This window comes from Nocardiopsis algeriensis, from assembly GCF_014203695.1.
Taxonomy (GTDB): domain Bacteria; phylum Actinomycetota; class Actinomycetes; order Streptosporangiales; family Streptosporangiaceae; genus Nocardiopsis; species Nocardiopsis algeriensis.
Map to the genome: position 1 here is coordinate 415,993 of NZ_JACHJO010000001.1, position 16,104 is coordinate 432,096.

Genomic DNA, 16,104 nt, shown 5'->3' on the forward strand with positions numbered 1-16,104 from the left:
TACCGCCCTCAGCCTCGATGATCTTGCTCCCAGGCGTGACCGGAACGGTGGCCCTGCCCACCGGGAGCAAGATCACCGGGGAGGCCTTCCCCGTGCCGTACCTCCCCGAAGACAAGAACGTCCCCTCGCATCTCGACGACCCCCAGCGCATACAAGACATCGAGGGCGAGGGCGAACCACCAGAAGGGGACCGAAGCCTTGTGGCCGTGCTCGGCCCGCCAGTCCTGGAACCTGTGCCATGCCTGGTTGACGGTGAGGTCCTGCCTCCTGCTGGAGATGAGGATCTGGGCGCCCACGGTCAGCAACGCGCGCTGAGGTGAGATGGTCCTGGTCGGCGCGATCACGCCTTTCCTCCTTCGACAGCAGTGCCGCTGACCGGCTGCAGGTCCTCAAAGTTCTCGTACTCGCCGAAGAAGCACATGAGTACGGCATCAGCCGCCCGGGGCCGTGTCGGTATCGGGAACTGTCGCAGCCCTGGTGCACCATCCGCCCATGATCCACTCGCAAGCGCACCGGCACCACGCCATCGACCACCTGGAGCTCACGGTCGCCGACCTGGAACAGTCCGTCAAAGCTGTGGAGAAGGCGGGCCGGCGCGTGGTCCAGGGCCCCTACGCCTTCCCCGGCGGGCGCCGCTTCCACTTCACCGACCCCAGCAGCAACGAGTTGGGTGTCTGCTCCGAGAACTGACGCCTCGGTACTTCGCCCGTCCGGCAGTTCTCAGTCACCGCCGATGTGCTCCGTCCACAGGCCGTCAGCAGTGAGCCAGTGCGAGACGAACCGGGTGGGGAGAGCGGGTGACTCCTGCAAGGAACCCTGACGAGAGGAGCGGACATGCGCATCATCATGGACCGCGACAGCGTCGCCATGGCAGATGACGTCGCCCCGCACCTGCAAGTGCGGGAGATACCGAACAACACCCGCGTCAGCGAGGTGGTGCTGCGCATGGTCGAGTCCTACCTGCCCCACGTCGCAGGGAGCGTGGCCCGGCCGTCAAGGTCCGGCACCGCCCCGAGCTGCGGCGCAGCCCGGACCGGCAGATCACCGGTGTCGCGCACGCCGGCAGCATCCGCATCCGCTGTGCGTTCGCGAAGATCCCTCTGGGCCGCGGCACCCCGACGCGCATCGCCCAGCCCCACACAGTCCTGGCGGCCCCGCTGAGATCCGTCACGCCGTCCGGTCTACCGCGACCAGCAGGTACGTGTTCGAGTCCCGCCACCGCAGCGGCGGCCACCCGATGGGTCTGGACGTTTACCGCGCCCACGCCCCCAGGTAGCAGGCCGCGCTCGTGCCAACCGCTGTCACGCCGTGCCGCTCCCGGACTCCTCGGTGAGCGAGTAATCGATGAGGGAGCCGTCAGCCGCCCTGATTCCGACCCGGACCAGCAGACCGCGTCCAGGGTCCAGGACCATGTCCAGGGTCCGCCCGTCCGGCATGGAGAAGCCGCTGTAGGGGGACGGCTCGCTGCCCAGAGGCAGGGCACCGATGCGCAACCCCGTACCGGAAGGTTCCTCCGCCACCGAGGTGACCCGGACCCGGGCCAGAAGGTCGACGGGACGCAGCATCTCCACCAACCAGGTGTCGACGGCTCCCACCCAGGAGTAGAAGTAGCGGGGATCGTCGACGGTGTCGTGCCCGGGCACCGGGGAGCGCAGGGGTCCGCGTCCGGAGTCCTGCACCAGTTCCCGCCCGTCGCAGGCCTGCCGGAGCACCGTGGCCCCGGCCTCGTCGACGGTGTACTCCCAGTGCAGCAGGTCACGTGCGGAAATCCGGTACCGGAGCGGGACCGACTCACCCGGGTTCTCGCCTTCCGAACGCTCGACCAGGACACACGCGCGAGCACTCTCACGCGTCATGTGCGCCAGCAGCGCGGCCGCGTCCACAAGCATGGCTTCCTCCTTCAGGGATCGATTCTGAGCAGCCAGGATCCCGACACCATGTCCACATCATCGGTTCCACTCTGCGTGGACAGGACGGGCCATGCCGCATGGAGCACCAGGAACTCACCCAGATCCGCACGGTCGGCGAAGACACGCACTTCCTCTCCCTCACGGCCCTGGTACCAGCACGTTGCGGAGCCCTCGGCGAACAGACACCTCTCCTCGCGACCGTCGGTCTCGTCGGGTACTCCGTTCCTGCCGACCTCCGGATAGGAGTAGAGCACCACGCGGGAGGGAAGCTGCCGGGTGTCGAACGTGAGGGTAAGCACCGGTTCGGACACAGCAGACCGGTCCGGCCACTCGACCACCCCTGCAGGTCGGTCTAAGGGGCCACCGAGAGAGCGCCAGTCCACAGCTACCATGTCCAGTCCTGCTCCGCCGGACCCATCGCCCAGGTACAGACCCGGCGGCTGAAGAGGAGCTTCGACCTGCTCCTGAGGCAGGTAGGGAATTCCTGCCCTGCTACTGGACACCTCTTCCACATCCGTGCTTTCGCCCGGTGTGGAAGGAACGCATCCGGCAAGAGGTATCAGGATCCCTCAGACGGCTCCTGCACCCCAAAGCATCCGGCCGTATATCCGCCCCAGTGCCGAGGGACCCGTCAGTTGTTCGCCCCGCACGTGATCTCGTTGTCGGTCTGCTCGTAGGCGCTGGCGCTGACAGGCTGCCCGTTGAGCATGCCGCTCCCGTATCCTTCTGTGCGCCAGCGGTGCCGGCTTCCGTAGTCGCAATCCACATCGACAGTGACCCGAATACGCCAAATGTTCTTGGGCCCGTTCGTCTTGGTTCGCCTGTGCTCCCAGCCGTACCAACGTGAACGGTAAGACTTACCGGTAATGGTGTTGTCGACGATGGCGCTCCCTTGGCAGAAGGACTCCACCCGGGTGTGGATCTGGTTGTTGGTCGTACGCGAGGGATGCGGGATGTCGACCCGGACACCGCAGTTGCCACTGGCTGCCTCGAAAGTCCCGAGCACGGAAGCCCCGTAGCCGGCAAACGTACGGATATCGGCAGAGACCGGCTCGTCGTTCTCGACAGCCGAGGCCGCCCCCGGAGCCGAGGCAAGAACCAGAGCCACAGAAACCGCTACCACGCAGGAAAGAGTCCGCACGACACACCCCTTTGGCTTCGCATAAAAGCACCCTCCACATCATCCACGAAGCCAAGAAAAAAGAGAATAGAGTAAGTTATATTCAAACCGCAGAAAATATATCAAAAGGGGCAGAAATTCTTCGGAGATGCGTCCCTCCCCTGCAGGAAACGGGCCGGGCGACCCTGGGAGTACCTGACTTCACTGCCAGACCTTCCACGCCCTTCCAGACGAGGAAATCGCGCCCCCAGCACCTCATACGCCGCTGACTCACGCTTCCTTCCTCTCGTGTCAACTCTGTACCTGTCACCGCAAAAGGCTGGGCCTCGGCGGCTGGCCGGATGTGGCCGTGCGCAGCGGCAGACCAGGGCCGTGTTGGTACGGCGGAATGTCGCAGCCGTGGTGCACCATCCGCCCATGACCCACTCACAAGCACGCCGGCACCACGCCATCGACTACCTGGAGTTCACGGTCACCGACCTGGACCGGGCGCGGCGCTTCTACTCCGAGGCGTTCGGATGGACCTTCAACGACTACGGCCCCCGGTACGCGGGGATCCGGAACCCGGAAGGAGCGGACGCCCCCGAGGTGGGCGGACTCGCCCTGGGTGAGGAGGTACGGGCGGGCGGCCCCTTCGTACTGCTGTACTCGACCGACCTGGAGCAGTCCATCGAAGCTGTGGAGAAGTCGGGCGGGCGCGTGGTCCAGGGCCCCTACGCCTTCCCCGGCGGGCGCCGCTTCCACTTCACCGACCCCAGCGGCAACGAACTGGGTGTCTGGTCCGAGAACTGACGCCCCCGCACGTCACCGCCGCGGTTCCCGCCAACGGGCCCAGCGTCCGCCACCGACGCGCTTCGTCCGCGGGCCGCCAGCGGTGGCCGATACGGAGCAAGTTCTGTCGGGAAGGGCAGTTCCTCCTCGAAAACGGCTGCCTCTCCGGTCACTGCTCGCGCTCGGCCCCCGCAGGCCAGATCACCTCGACGGGGACCCCGCGGCCGCGAGCCGCCTCCACGGCGTCCCCCGTTCCGCCTCTGCCGCCGGCCGGACGGCCGTCCCAGACGGCGAACAGGCGGTCGATCCCGCTCAGGACTGCCTCGTTGGCGTCGGCGTAGGCGGCACTGCCCGCAGTTCGGTGCGGCATGTACCGGACGAGCGAGGAGCGCAGGAGCAGTGCGTCGAATTGGTCCCGGTTGGAGGGCTTGACCTTGTTCTCCCGGTAGTCCACCGAGGGCAGGACGACCTCCAGCGTTCCGCCGGCGTCGAGGACGGCCTCGGCGAAGAGCTGGTCCGCACCGCGCGCCAGGCAGGAGATCCCGACGAGGCGGTTGTCCGCGTAGGGCTTCAGCGCCTCGTCCAGCGCCCGGCGCACCAGGGGCACGCTGTCCGCGGTCAGGTTCGAGTGACCGGTGATCCCGATACGTGCCACATCGCCTCCTTCAGGTACGAGAACCCGGCCGACGACGTGGACCTCCTGCACGGAACCGGCGTCGGGGCGGTTGTCCGCCGTCCAAGTCGGGCCCTCGGCGCGGTCGCCCTGCCGGCCGGCCGGGGCACTTCTCATTGGGCAGGGATAGGTGTCCGGACTGATCTGCTACCGAGATTCACCAAATGAGACGATCTCCGAGGCATCCAATACGCTCACGGGGACGCCCCGAGGCCTCCAGTAAGACGATCTCATTGAGAGGCACATGGCAGGCCCGAAAAGCCGCCATGAAAACCTTCCGTGATTGATCACGGTAAGGCGCCACGACCCGAACCTAGCGAAGCCACTCCACAGTCCACCCACCTTCTTTGAAGAACTCAACCAACGAAGAGAAATCCTCAACCCACTCATCTCCACCCGAGATTTTAAAGTCTTTATCGGCCGCAGTGTGGACCAGGTAACTCGGCGGATCGTCTGGGAGCTCCTGGACAAAGACAAACCTCCCCACTTCATCGCCTTCCACTATCCTACCGACAACACCAATACTAATCACAGAAGAAACTCCAATTTTGACCCCCGCAAGCAGCTACACCCTAAAAACCCCTAAACAAATAGGACAACCCCATATCACCAATTGAACACCCCACTTACCTCCCTATGAGTGGGACGTGATTGTTCACTGAATTCTTCTTGTCACCAGGACTATCGAACATCTGAAAATGCACGTGAGGAAAATCAGGCCAATGGCCCCCGTCCAGCGAGTCGGGATCGATTCTGAATTGCCTAAGACCATCGGCACTCCGAAAAACCCCGCGGCCTTCGCCCATTTCCCTGTAGCCCGAACCGAGGAACTCTATTCCTGCATCCAATGCCTGGTCAGCAGTGACTGGCACATTTCCTACAATGCTACCTTTACCTCTGGCATCCTTTGTTTCAGAGATGACTGCATTGGTGATGCTACATGATTCACCACCAGAATTGTGACTAAGAACGTCGAGTGGCCCAGCAGCCGCATGGTAGGTGTGGACGCCTTGGACCGTCAGGTTGTGGACGGTGGCCGACTGGGTCCAGGACCGGACCGCGTTGACCTGTACCCAGGTGCCTGCGGAAGTCTGCAGCCACGTCCCCGGGGACAGGTCGATGGCGTACAACCACGCACCCAATTCAGGGACCCAGAACGGGTGCTCGTCGGTCGCGACGATCACATCGCCGGCCGCAACCGGCCCCGGAATACCCGACTGCTCGATCTGATCCTCAGAACCAGAGTCGGTCTGGCCGTTCTCACCCTCGGGAGCGTCACGCTCGGTGGTGGGGTCGACCATGATCTCGACCAAGTGTTTGCTGCCTGAGCCAATGATGGTGGCCAATACCGTCCGTGCGGTCTGCTCACCTGTCTCCGGGTTCGTGGCCAACACACTGTCACCGATCTCGACGTCCTCGATCGGCTTGGTCGACCCGTCAGCCATTACCACCCGAGTACCAGGCATGAAACTGTTGCATTTACGGCCGAGGTTGTTCACCTTCTTGTTGGCCTTGAGCAGGTCCCTCACACCGCTGACCAGCTCACCGCCCAGCTCGGTGATCTTTCGCCCCAACTCGGCGGCCTTACCCCACCGCAGCCCGTATTTCGCTGCAATCTTGGCAGGGAGGCCACCCACGAACATGAGCGCCACGTTCAGTGCCGTCTCACCACACGCAGCGAGGTTCCCTGTGGTGAAGCACTCCAGTCCTGCCGTGATCCCCAGCTCATCAGCAACCAGCTGAGCCAACCCAGAAGCGGCCTTGATTAGTTTTTGCTTCGCCTCTTCCTGCTCTCTCTTGGCATCCAGATAAGCCTGGCTCTGCTGGCTCTGATAGGTGCTCCCCGAAGAGCCACCCGAACCCCCTTGGAAAGACAGCCTGTTCGCCAAGCCCATCATGGATCGCCATTGAGGGTTCTGGGTCATGTCAACGCCATAGCGCTGCCCAACCCTGGCCATCAGGTTCAGCGCAACCTTCATTACGCGTCCGACAATGTCGCCAATCTTCCCAAGGAAGAGTCCATCAGGGTCACTGAAGGAAACCGGGTTGTTATTGGCGTAGGTATAGCCGTGCATCTGCTGGTGATCGGTCACGTCCATGACCGGATCCACTGAGATGAAGCGCCCCAACGACGCATCGTAGGCGCGCGCACCGAGCTGAGTCAGTCCTGTCGACTCATCGATAGTTCCGTTCACGAACCCGCGTTCGGATGGCCACTGCCCCTGCTCTGCCCGCTCCTGACCAAATGCCGTCATGTATCGGTGAGTAGCCTCGCCGGTGCGGGCGTTGACCGCGACCTGCCCACTCCCGTGGTGGTCGGAGTGGATCCACGACAAGGTTCCGTCGTCTTCACGTACCGCCACAACCTCATCAGCGAAGGTATAGAAGCGGGTCGCTTCCTTCAGCAGTGTTGTGCGATCCAGACGCAGTTCCATACCTGGCAGGTACAAAGTGGAAGAATCCGGCGCATGGCGAATCAGCCGTTGACCGTCGGCGTCATAGACGAAGGATGTGGCCGATCCATCTTCTTCGACCACGCGGGACAGTTTGCCCTCGGGGTCCCACTCCAGCTCTTGGTCCCGGGAGGCAGTGATGCGGCCGGTCATGTTACCGGCCTCGTCGTAGGTGTACTGCTCCATGCGGTCACCGGCAGGACCGGTCTCGTTGACCTGGGTCAGTGCCTGCGACGCCGTACCCTCTTGGCTGCCGTAGGTGTACGTACGCACCGTGTCCGCCACCGGGTCATGGCGGGTCTCGACAAGGCGGTTGCCCAGAGCGTCGTAGGTGTAGGAGTGCCAATAAGGGGCTGCACCCCCCAACTCGTCTGCCGAGGGATCGGAAGCGCAGGCCTGCTCGCCCTCCGTATCAGGAGTCCACACATCCGTCATACGGCGCATGTGGTCGTAGGAGAAGCACTGCACGTCCGACCGCAGGTGTTCAGCGGTGGGCTCGTTGCGCAGGCTCAACACGTTGCCGGCGTCGTCGTAGGTGTAGCTCTGCTGGGCCAAGGACCCGGTGACACCGAACTGAGGCACCAGGCTCGTTTCGGTCAGCCTTCCCGTGGCATTATCGTATTTGCGAGTCATCCACGTCGCATGCGTACCGGAGACGCCCAGGTCCATGGTGCGTTGGATCAGTTCACCGATGTTGTTGTAGCGCGTTTCGGTGACATAGTTTGAAAGGCCTGACATCTGAACCGGCAGGCCCAGGTCGTTGAACGAGTAGTCCACTGTTTCCCGACCCAGTCCACCTGCCGCCGGCATTGTCACTGCCCGGACCGTGCCGTCGATGTTGTAATAGGTCGAGAAGCGATAACGCCCTGAGATCCCTGCTTCGCTGGAGGGGACGAGGACCTCTGTTGTGGTGGGCCGGTAGAACTTGTCGTAGGCCACGACCCGACTGGTGTAAGCGTTGCCATCCACGTAGCGGGTAGCTGAGGTCAGATGGCCCTTGGCAAGGGTGTCGTAGACCCAACTGGCACGCAGAGTCCCGTCAGGACTGTCGTCGTACAGACCGGTCTGGCGGCCAACAGCGTCGTAAGTGTAGGCGAGGGTCTCCCCCCGGGCATCGGTCTTGGCAACCAGCTGATCGAGCTGGTTGTAGGACATTGTGGTGGTCCCGGCAACGGGGTCTTCGGTCCGAACCAGGCGACCGCGCAGGTCGTAGCTGTAGGACCAGGTGTTGCCCTCAGGGTCGGTGGCCGAAGCAAGCTCATCGTTCTTGGCGTAGGTGTAGGTGATCGAGTCGTATGCACCCTCGGGTGTAGGACCGTAGTGCGTACGGGTTTCGACCATCCGTCCATGGGCGTCATTGACGACGGTGGTGGCTATGTCGCCTTCGGGCGGAGTGATGAGGAATCGGTCACCGTGGTGTTCGGTAGTGGCGCGCCAACGCTCCTCGCCAAAAGCGACATGGATGACGTCGGTAGCACGACCAGCCCCGTCATAGAGAGTCTCGGTCTGGCGTGGGATGTCTGCGTCGTTGGCGACAATGAACAAGGAGTCGCTCGGACTCTCCTTATTGTGGTATGTTTCGCGCTCCTTGACGATCTGTCCACGGGTGTCGTGGAAGGTGTCGGTGATCAGCCGCCCATCGTTCACACCCGGGGTCTGTACCTGGCGCGGTCGCAGAAACGCGTCGAAGATCTCGTAACTGGTGACGTATTCGCCCTGTGTCCCCAGTGAATGCGTGACAATCGAGGTAGGCGCGTCCTGGCGAATGTGATACTCGAACTCGGTGGTGGGACTGACCGTTTCAGGATCCCGGTCAGGAAGCCACACACTGACCAAGCGGCCGAGCGGGTCATAGGACATCGCCATAGTGCGGCCGTTGGCATCGGTCTCTGAAACAGGCAAACCACGCGTGGGGTCGACTCTGGTGGTCGTGGTGTGACCGAGCGGGTCTGTCTCAGTGGTGGATTCAGGGAGCCCGGCGCTGGTGAAGGTGTACTCGGTGGTGGTCACACCGCCGGCCGCATCAGTTTCGGAAACAGTGTTGCCGTAGAGGTCGAACTCGGCCTGCTGGACCACCTGGTAGACGGGATCGCCCTCCTCGTAGGAGTCGAGCTTCTCGGTACGGGTGGGCAACCCCCGAGTCGGTGCCGCTCCATGTTCCTTTTCGTCGTAGAAGACACGTTCGTCGGTAATGACATCGGCAGGGCGTTCAGGGCTCTGGCTGCAGTCCACCGCCAGCGTCTCGGTCCGGGAAGCGAGGTTGAGTATCCACTTGTCGGTGTTGCTGACGTAGTCGGTGTTGACGCACTTCTCGTCACCGGACACGTCCACGTCACCGTGGTCACGCACCTGTGTAACCGCGCCTCGCTCGTTGATCGTGTTGTCGACGCGGGTCTGGTACCAGGTTCCATCCGCCTTGCGGGTGAACTTGACAACCTGTTCGGTCTGAATCATGTGGGCGCTCTGGCTGCCCCAGGAATGGTTAACCTCGGCAGTCTTTTGCAGCCAGGGGGTGGTGATCTCACGGGAGATCACCTCGCCACCTTCCCCATTACGGGTGATCACCTCACGCAGGATGCCGTTGAGTTCCTTATGGTCGGTGTGGGCGACTCCGCGCGAATCGGTGACAGAGACATTGCGTGTCCCGCTGGGCTGCTTGTCCCCGTCCATGCCTTGGAAGTACAGGTACTCGGTCTCGGTACGTTGCTCACTGGGGTGCCCGGTGCGGACAATGACACGGTCGTAGCCACGCCAATCGGCCCAGGTCCGGTACTTGTCCTTGACCATGCCGTCGGCTTCGGTGTAGCGCCAGGCCGGGGTACCCACATAGTCGTAGCTGGTGGTGAGGGTGGGTTGGTCGGTGACCAGGTCGAGTTCGTTAACCTCGGTGACGACGTACTTGTGGAACCAGTCGGTCAGTTCCACTCCGCCCTCGGGGGTCCACTTGACCGGGTAACAGAGTTTGGTGTTGCTGTGCGGTTTAGGGGTCTTGCCCGGTTCGCACTCCGGCTCGGAGTAAGTGATGTCGAGTTGCCCACCTGTCTCGGTGTAGATCGAGGTGATACGCCACCTGAGCATGGGGGCGATGTTGTCGGTGGGCGAATCGACCCGGTTGGGCATCTGAGTGCCGGCAAAGCTCACTTTGGGAAGGGTCTCGGTACCGCCTACGTGACCGGTGTGCTCAACCGAGTCCAGCCACAAAGTCGGTCCTGTGCCGTCGCCTGACTCAGGGAAGGAGTGTTCGAGCTTCCAGGAGTCGACCTTGGTGTACTCGTTACCCTGTCGGATCTGAGTGGTGACGGAGTCGAGTTTTCTGGTGGACCAAAATGTCGGTGTGTGCGTGCCAGTGCAAGATTCATTCGCCTTGCACGCCATATCCAGAGGTACGTCGGGCCAGTGTTCGGCATTGGCAGAGGTGCGCTTCTCTACTGCACAGTCGAAGGAGTCTGTAGGCAGACACCGTTCGGAGGTGGAGAAGACAATGCGGGCCGGGGCAATGGCATAGACGTCGTCACTGCGCAGCCCGTACTCGATCCGACTGATATTGGCGGCACGCACGTAAGGGGTGGCGGTTTTAGTGAGGTTACGACCGTAGTGGTTGGTCTCAGATGCGTAGTAGAACGTCATAACATTGCCGTGCACATCCACGACGTAGTCAAGGTTCCACTTATAGGCCTGCTGGCACCATGACTCGGAGAAGTTCGGGTCGTAGCAGGGCTGCCCGGACTTGGCGGCGTAGACGGGCATGGTCTGTGCCGATTTGGTCTCGGGGTCACCGCTGGACCAACCGGGAAGGCGGTTGCGGCCGAAGAAGTATTGGGTGCCGTCGGGAGTGGTTACCTTCCAGTACTCACCGCTGTGGGCACCGTTGGTGGCGCCGGTGAGGCGCTCCACCTTGGTGCCGTCGTCGTTGGTGAGGCGGTAGGTGCCGTCCTCGTGCTTAACAAGAGCTCCGGAGTGCCCGCTCATGGAGAGAGTGACGTTGTCGGTGTTCCAGCACAGGTCACCGGTGTCATGTCCGGAGTCGACGCAGGCGGCGTAGCGACGCTCGATCGCGCCAGGTGCGTAGGAGAAACCGTCGCCGATCCACGAGGTCTGGTTGTTGGATGTGGCAATACGTCCGTCGACCCCGCCTGAGGAATAGCTCAGCGACACCGCGGGGGAGAGCTGGCTGGGCGCGGGCGGGACCGACAGACCGTAGGACCAAGAGAAGTCGCCCGCTTGAGTGTTGACGTTCCAGGTGGAGGAGGCAGACAGCGGAGTCGCACCGTAGTCACCGTTACCTCCCGCAGGTGCAGATGCAACTGCGAACAGAGCCCCCTGGGCAGGGGCTGCGGCCACAACTGCGGACAGGCTCTGTTCCTCGAGGTCATTACCCAGAAGCTGGGGCGAATCGAAGGTGACCGGGGCGTCAGAGGCACAGGAATCGTCAAGGAGACAGGGATCGACCTCGACGACGCTCAAACGGGAGGCATAGTCTCCACCGAATGCGTTGGCGAACTCCGAATAGTCAACCTTCATCTGCACTGGAGCAATGGAAGGTGAGTCATCAGTGCGGGTGACGTGGACGAGCAGTCCGTCGACGCCGATAGCCTCGGCCTCGGCACGGTCCAGGAGGTCAACCCGGACCGACTCCACCGGTTCGGGGTCGGCGAAGACATCAATCTGCGGTTGTGATGCATCAGGATTGGTGGGTTCTCTCCGGGAGTCGCTCCGGGGTGGGGATGAGCTGCTCTCAGGGGAAGAAACAGCGGCTTCTGAGGCTTCCGCGTCGTTGCCCTGCTCAGGGCCCTCCTCGGAGATCTCTCCGGTTTCCTCCGTGCTCGGCTCTTCCTGTTCCGGCGCCTTCTCCTCTACCAATTCCTCCTGTTCTGGTATCTCTTGAGGGTCTTCCTCCGGTTGGAGCTCAGGGGCCCATTCTTGCCAATGCTCGGGTACATCCCACTCGTCGAAATCTGCTCCTGTCACCGGAGCGACCGTGATAGGCGACTTTTCCCGACCGCTCAGGTTCTGGGCCCCATCCTCCAATGCAAGGTCGCTGGAAGCAGCCTCCGGCCAATCAATCTCTTCTGGGGCGGTGAGAGCCGCCTCGGCCACCGCATTGTCCTCAGCCATGGCCTGGGCCACCAGGTCGTGGCCCTCGACAGAAGGAACATCATCGACCTCGGGCTGGTGATTGTAGGCGTTGGCCGAGGCCGGAAGCGTATTGAACAGCGCCACCATCATCAGAAGTGCGGTGCCGTAGGTCAGGCTCCGCCTGATCCGACCAGGACGGATGGGGACATCACTGCGGGGGGTCACGGTCTTCCTCCTGTCCCACCGCTCGGGCAGGGACGATCACAGGGTCGGGGAGCTGGAAGTCTTGAGCCGGAGTCAACTCTGAGTACGGGGGAATTCGCCTGCGTACACCTGGACCAGGTTTCGGTTATCAAGCACGCCCTGGTAGGTGTGGACGTCGTCGAGGTCGCCGGTCCAGTGGTAGGTGTTGGAGCCGGCGTGCTGGGCGCTGCCGATCCGCAGGGGGCCATCGGCGTGCCAGGCATGGTCCACGGCGACCCGGGACTCCTCGTATCCGTTGATGTACAGGACGAGCTCGCCGCGGGTGTGGTCATAGACCCCTGCCAGATGGGTCCACTCCCCGAGGCTTGCGCCGGTGGAAGAGTAGGCGTAGGTCCATCCGGACGATCCCGACGTCGGGCTGTCGTCGTGGGGCGCCATCTTGAACACCCAAGCGCCTTCCGACCCCTGGTAACCCAGGTGGAAGCCGCTCTGAAATTCGCCGGCCTGGCTGGTGGCAGAGGTATTGACGCCCTCACCGGTCTCGTCCAGGCGCACCCAGGCCGCAACGGTGAAGCTGCGGTCGGTGCGAAGAGCGGGCCCGGGCGCCTCGATGTACTCGTCGACTCCGTTCAGACGCACCCCGGGTGAGGCGGTGATGTAGTTCTCCGCGGCATTCCATGCAGTGAGAGGGTCACCGTGCAGGGTGGCGTCCAGGCCGTGGTCGGTGGCGTCCTCCACCGCGGTGCCGTCCCACTCGTCGAGCATCCAGCGGCCTTCGACCGCGACCGGCCAGTTGGCCAGGCGCCACACCTCGCTGTAGGTCTCACTGCTGGCGACAGTCTCGTCCAGGACGAGGCGGTCCCACACCTTGACATCGTCGACGGAACCCGGCCAGTAGTAGTTGCCGGCGCCCTGGAACAGGGCACGTCCCACGGTCAGCGGCCCGGTGGCGTTCCATGTCCCGGTGTGGGTGGCCTCGCCCTGCTTCACACCGTCGACGTACAGGGTGGTCTTCCCGGTCTGGGCGTCGTAGGTACCCAGTAGATGGGTCCACGCACCTACTTGGGCGGGTTCGGTGGAGGTGACAGTGGTCCAGTCCCGCGAACCGTCCCAGTACTCGTCCTCGGGCGACATCTTGAACACCCACTCACCGGTGTTGCCCTGGTAGCCCAGGTGGAAGGCGCTCTGTTCCGTGCCTTCCTGGGCCACCGCGGTGTGGTGGGCATAGGCACGGTCCAGCTTCACCCAGGCGGAGACGGAGAAGGTTCCGGAGGTGTCCACCGCGGAGTGGTCGGCGTTGATCTGGTCATAGGGGCCGGGGTCGCCGTCGGTGTAGCCGCTGGTCCGGACGGCGGTGCCCTCCATCCTCGGGCTGGGATTGGTGTCGGGATTCTCTGTGGCACCGACCCTGCCGCGAACCCATTCGACTCCGCCGGAGAGCGTGGCACCCTCGCCGGGGTTGGCGGTGTCGGCAGCCCGGTCGCCCTGGCCCTCGTCGAACCGGAAGTGGGCGACGGGGTCACTGGGTTCGGCTACGAGGAAGGAGTAGGCCAGGACGCAGTCGGAGGAGTTGCCGAAGGCGTCCACGGTACGTGCGTAGATCCAGTTGGGACCGCTCTGGCGCGGGGTGAGGGTGACGGTCACCGGTCCGCCCGGCTCGTCAGGGGTCAGCCGCGTGGTGCAGGAGCTGTCATTGAGGGCGTAGTAGTAGTCGGTGGCCCCGGTGACACCGTTGTTGGTGAAGGTGAACTCACCAGGCAGGCCCGGAGAACCGTGGAAAACGTCACCAGCGGGGTAATCCGTGGAGGTGACCTCGGGGCCCTGATCGGGACGGGCGGTGCTGACCATCAGGTAGCAGTAGGCCGACCAGCCCGACCAGGAGGTTCCGTCGTGGGCGTTGGCCCGGTAGCCGATCAGTACGTCCTCGGGCAAGGCGGTTGCGCGCACCGATTGGTAGGAGCCCGACGACCACACGGCCACATCGGTGGAGGAGGTGTCGACCTCGCCCACACGTGTGCCGTCGACCCACCAGGCGAAACGGGTCTTGACCTTCTGGCGGTTGCTGGAGGTGGAGTCGCGGTCCCGGACGTAAGCGGTGAACGTGGGCCTGGTCTGGTTGATCAGGCGGGGGTTGTCGGGGTTGGTGGCGCAGGAGCCACCGTGTGAGTCCGAGAGCTTGGTGGGAATCTCGGGCGGGTTGTTGTAGTCGACCTGGAGGGTGGGGTTGGAGGCGAAGCGCCGCCAGTCGTGGTTACCGGAGGACTTGCTCTCGTTGCCGCGTAGGCCCACGGTCGTGGTGGCGTGGCCTGCGTCACGGCTCCAGACGTAGCCGTTGGTGGCGTTGAACTCCACAGTGGGGGAGGCACCGCCGGAGCAGTTGGAGCGACCGGCGTTGATGGTTCTGGTGTCGAGTCGAGCGTCCCAGAACGAGGAAGAGTTCTGGGTTTTCCAGGTGGTGGAAGAAGTGATGGCGTTGGTGCGCCACAGCTCGACCTTCGCGTTGGTGCACCCGTAGGCGTGGGTGACCTTGGCGCGGAAGGTGGCCCGCGTGATGGTGGCGTTCTTGGTACGCGAGTCGACGCTGAAGCGCCAGAAGGCACGCTTGGTGCTGCCCTGGCTGGGCTCGTATCCGACTCCCGGGGCGTGGGAGGTGGGATAGTTCCAGTAGGACTGGTTCGGGTAGTTGGCGTTGACGTAGGTGCGGCCTACACGGCTGACCGCCACCGAGGGGTCGATGTAGACCGGGTAGGCGGTGTCGGGGTCCGTGAGCATGGCCTGGTCGGGCACCAGGCGGATGCTGTCGACGGCCAGGTCCACGTCGAGGAGTTCGGTACGGGCGGTGGCAGGCGCCATCAGTGTGGGGTCCTCACCCGTTTCCTCGGCTCCTGCGGAGTCCCACATGGCCGGAGCCACGGCAGTGAAGACGCTCTCCTGTCCCAGTTCACCAACCGCGTCGAGGTTTCCGTTCTCGCCCAGGCGCATGGTGACGCCTCGGGTGGACAGGGCCATCTGCAGCTCGGCGAGGTCGGGGTGCTGGGCGGCCTCGGGGGTGTGTACGACCAGAACCTGCCCGAAACCGTCGACCCCCGCAGTCATCACCAGGTCGACGTCGGGCAGGACGTCGGCGTAGGTGGCCTGGGGACCGTTCACCGCGGGCTCGGGCAGTTCCTCGTGCCAGCCGAGGGTGACGCTGTTGGAACCGAGGCCGATATGGGCCAGGTCCTGGTTCCCTCCCCCGGAGAAGGCGATGTCGGCGACAGCGGCCTTGGGCCGGAGCGTGCCGTTGGAGGCAACGGCCAGATCGGTGTCCACCGGGACCCAGCCGTCCTCGTCGCGCACGCGAACGGGAAAAGCCGACTGCTCCATGGTGAAACTACCGTCGGGGTTGGCCAGGTGGCGAGTGGTTTCGGTGGTCGCCACGGTGATCTCGACCGGTTCACCGGTTTCCTGGGCCAGGGTCAGAGCCGCCTGCTCGCCGACCAGGTCGGCGGTATCGACGAAGGCTCCGTTCTCGGTCTCCTCCTCCGCATGTGCGGGAGCGGACAGAGCGGACATGAGGAGCACCGACGCCAGGGTGGCAGCGCCGAGTGCCCGCGCATGGCGGGGCATGGCAAAGCTCTCTAACCCAGGTTGGGGGATCACCGGGGTGACCGTGCCATCCGGACACGGTCGGTGGTTTGTCTGGGACCGAGCGAGAAACTAGCACTGGAAGGAAGCCGGAAATAAAGTGACACAAATCACTTTACATGACACGCGGACACATGACGTGAGCCTTCAGTGACCCAAAGGGAACCGAGGCCCACTTTGGCCTAATTCGGACACGTTACACAGGTTTAGCCGCGATATATACCCTGACCAGCAGGAACAATTACTTCAGGCAAGCAAGCGGATTATCAA

Annotated in this window: 10 protein-coding genes; 2 read left to right on the top strand and 8 right to left on the bottom strand. The window is 63.5% G+C overall.

Features of this window, described 5'->3' with window-relative positions:
* Nucleotides 1-8: 8 nt before the first annotated feature.
* Nucleotides 9-344 carry an ABC-three component system middle component 6 gene (locus FHS13_RS21260; RefSeq protein WP_246404294.1) on the bottom strand — a complete coding sequence of 112 codons (336 nt, stop codon included), beginning with the start codon at nt 342-344 and terminating at the stop codon, nt 9-11.
* 103 nt (nt 345-447) lie between these two features.
* Between FHS13_RS21260 and FHS13_RS01840 the strand changes: the two genes are divergently transcribed.
* Nucleotides 448-690, top strand: a complete 243-nt coding sequence (locus tag FHS13_RS01840; protein ID WP_343064870.1) for a VOC family protein — start codon at nt 448-450, stop codon at nt 688-690.
* Between the two features lie 611 nt (nt 691-1,301).
* On the opposite strand, the gene FHS13_RS01845 is transcribed toward FHS13_RS01840, so the two are convergent.
* From FHS13_RS01845 to FHS13_RS01855, 3 genes are all read right to left on the bottom strand, one after another.
* The gene (locus FHS13_RS01845) at nt 1,302-1,889 is read right to left on the bottom strand and encodes a hypothetical protein (protein ID WP_184286315.1); all 588 of its coding nucleotides are present in this window, start codon (nt 1,887-1,889) and stop codon (nt 1,302-1,304) included.
* Nucleotides 1,890-1,900: 11 nt separating this feature from the next.
* The gene (locus tag FHS13_RS01850) at nt 1,901-2,209 is read right to left on the bottom strand and encodes a hypothetical protein (RefSeq protein ID WP_184286317.1); all 309 of its coding nucleotides are present in this window, start codon (nt 2,207-2,209) and stop codon (nt 1,901-1,903) included.
* 332 nt (nt 2,210-2,541) lie between these two features.
* A complete protein-coding gene (locus FHS13_RS01855; RefSeq protein WP_184286319.1) occupies nt 2,542-3,018 on the bottom strand; it encodes a hypothetical protein in 477 nt (158 codons plus the stop codon).
* Nucleotides 3,019-3,447: 429 nt separating this feature from the next.
* Here FHS13_RS01855 and FHS13_RS01860 point away from each other — a divergent pair, with 429 nt between their 5' ends.
* Nucleotides 3,448-3,822 (top strand): VOC family protein, encoded by a 375-nt coding sequence (locus FHS13_RS01860; RefSeq protein WP_184286322.1) that lies wholly within the window; start codon nt 3,448-3,450, stop codon nt 3,820-3,822.
* A gap of 148 nt (nt 3,823-3,970) precedes the next feature.
* Here the strand turns inward: FHS13_RS01860 and FHS13_RS01865 are convergent, their stop codons facing one another.
* The 4 genes from FHS13_RS01865 to FHS13_RS01880 all read right to left on the bottom strand — a co-directional run bounded on the left by FHS13_RS01865 (nt 3,971) and on the right by FHS13_RS01880 (nt 15,816).
* Nucleotides 3,971-4,456, bottom strand: coding sequence for a hypothetical protein (locus FHS13_RS01865; protein ID WP_184286325.1), 486 nt, complete (start codon nt 4,454-4,456; stop codon nt 3,971-3,973).
* Between the two features lie 331 nt (nt 4,457-4,787).
* Nucleotides 4,788-5,006 carry a hypothetical protein gene (locus FHS13_RS01870; RefSeq protein WP_221442196.1) on the bottom strand — a complete coding sequence of 73 codons (219 nt, stop codon included), beginning with the start codon at nt 5,004-5,006 and terminating at the stop codon, nt 4,788-4,790.
* Nucleotides 5,007-5,100: 94 nt separating this feature from the next.
* On the bottom strand, nt 5,101-12,228 hold the full coding sequence (locus FHS13_RS01875) for an RHS repeat-associated core domain-containing protein (RefSeq protein ID WP_343064871.1): 7,128 nt from the start codon (nt 12,226-12,228) through the stop codon (nt 5,101-5,103).
* 72 nt (nt 12,229-12,300) lie between these two features.
* Entirely contained in the window at nt 12,301-15,816 is a 3,516-nt protein-coding gene (locus tag FHS13_RS01880; RefSeq protein WP_184286328.1) for a LamG-like jellyroll fold domain-containing protein, read from the bottom strand.
* Nucleotides 15,817-16,104: the final 288 nt, after the last annotated feature.

Excerpts from the sequence above, each read along its gene's own strand:
- FHS13_RS01845 (WP_184286315.1), bottom strand. The coding sequence starts at position 1,889 with ATGCTTGTGGACGCGGCCGCGCTGCTGGCGCACATGACGCGTGAGAGT.
- FHS13_RS01860 (WP_184286322.1), top strand. The coding sequence starts at position 3,448 with ATGACCCACTCACAAGCACGCCGGCACCACGCCATCGACTACCTGGAG.
- FHS13_RS01880 (WP_184286328.1), bottom strand. The coding sequence starts at position 15,816 with ATGCCCCGCCATGCGCGGGCACTCGGCGCTGCCACCCTGGCGTCGGTG.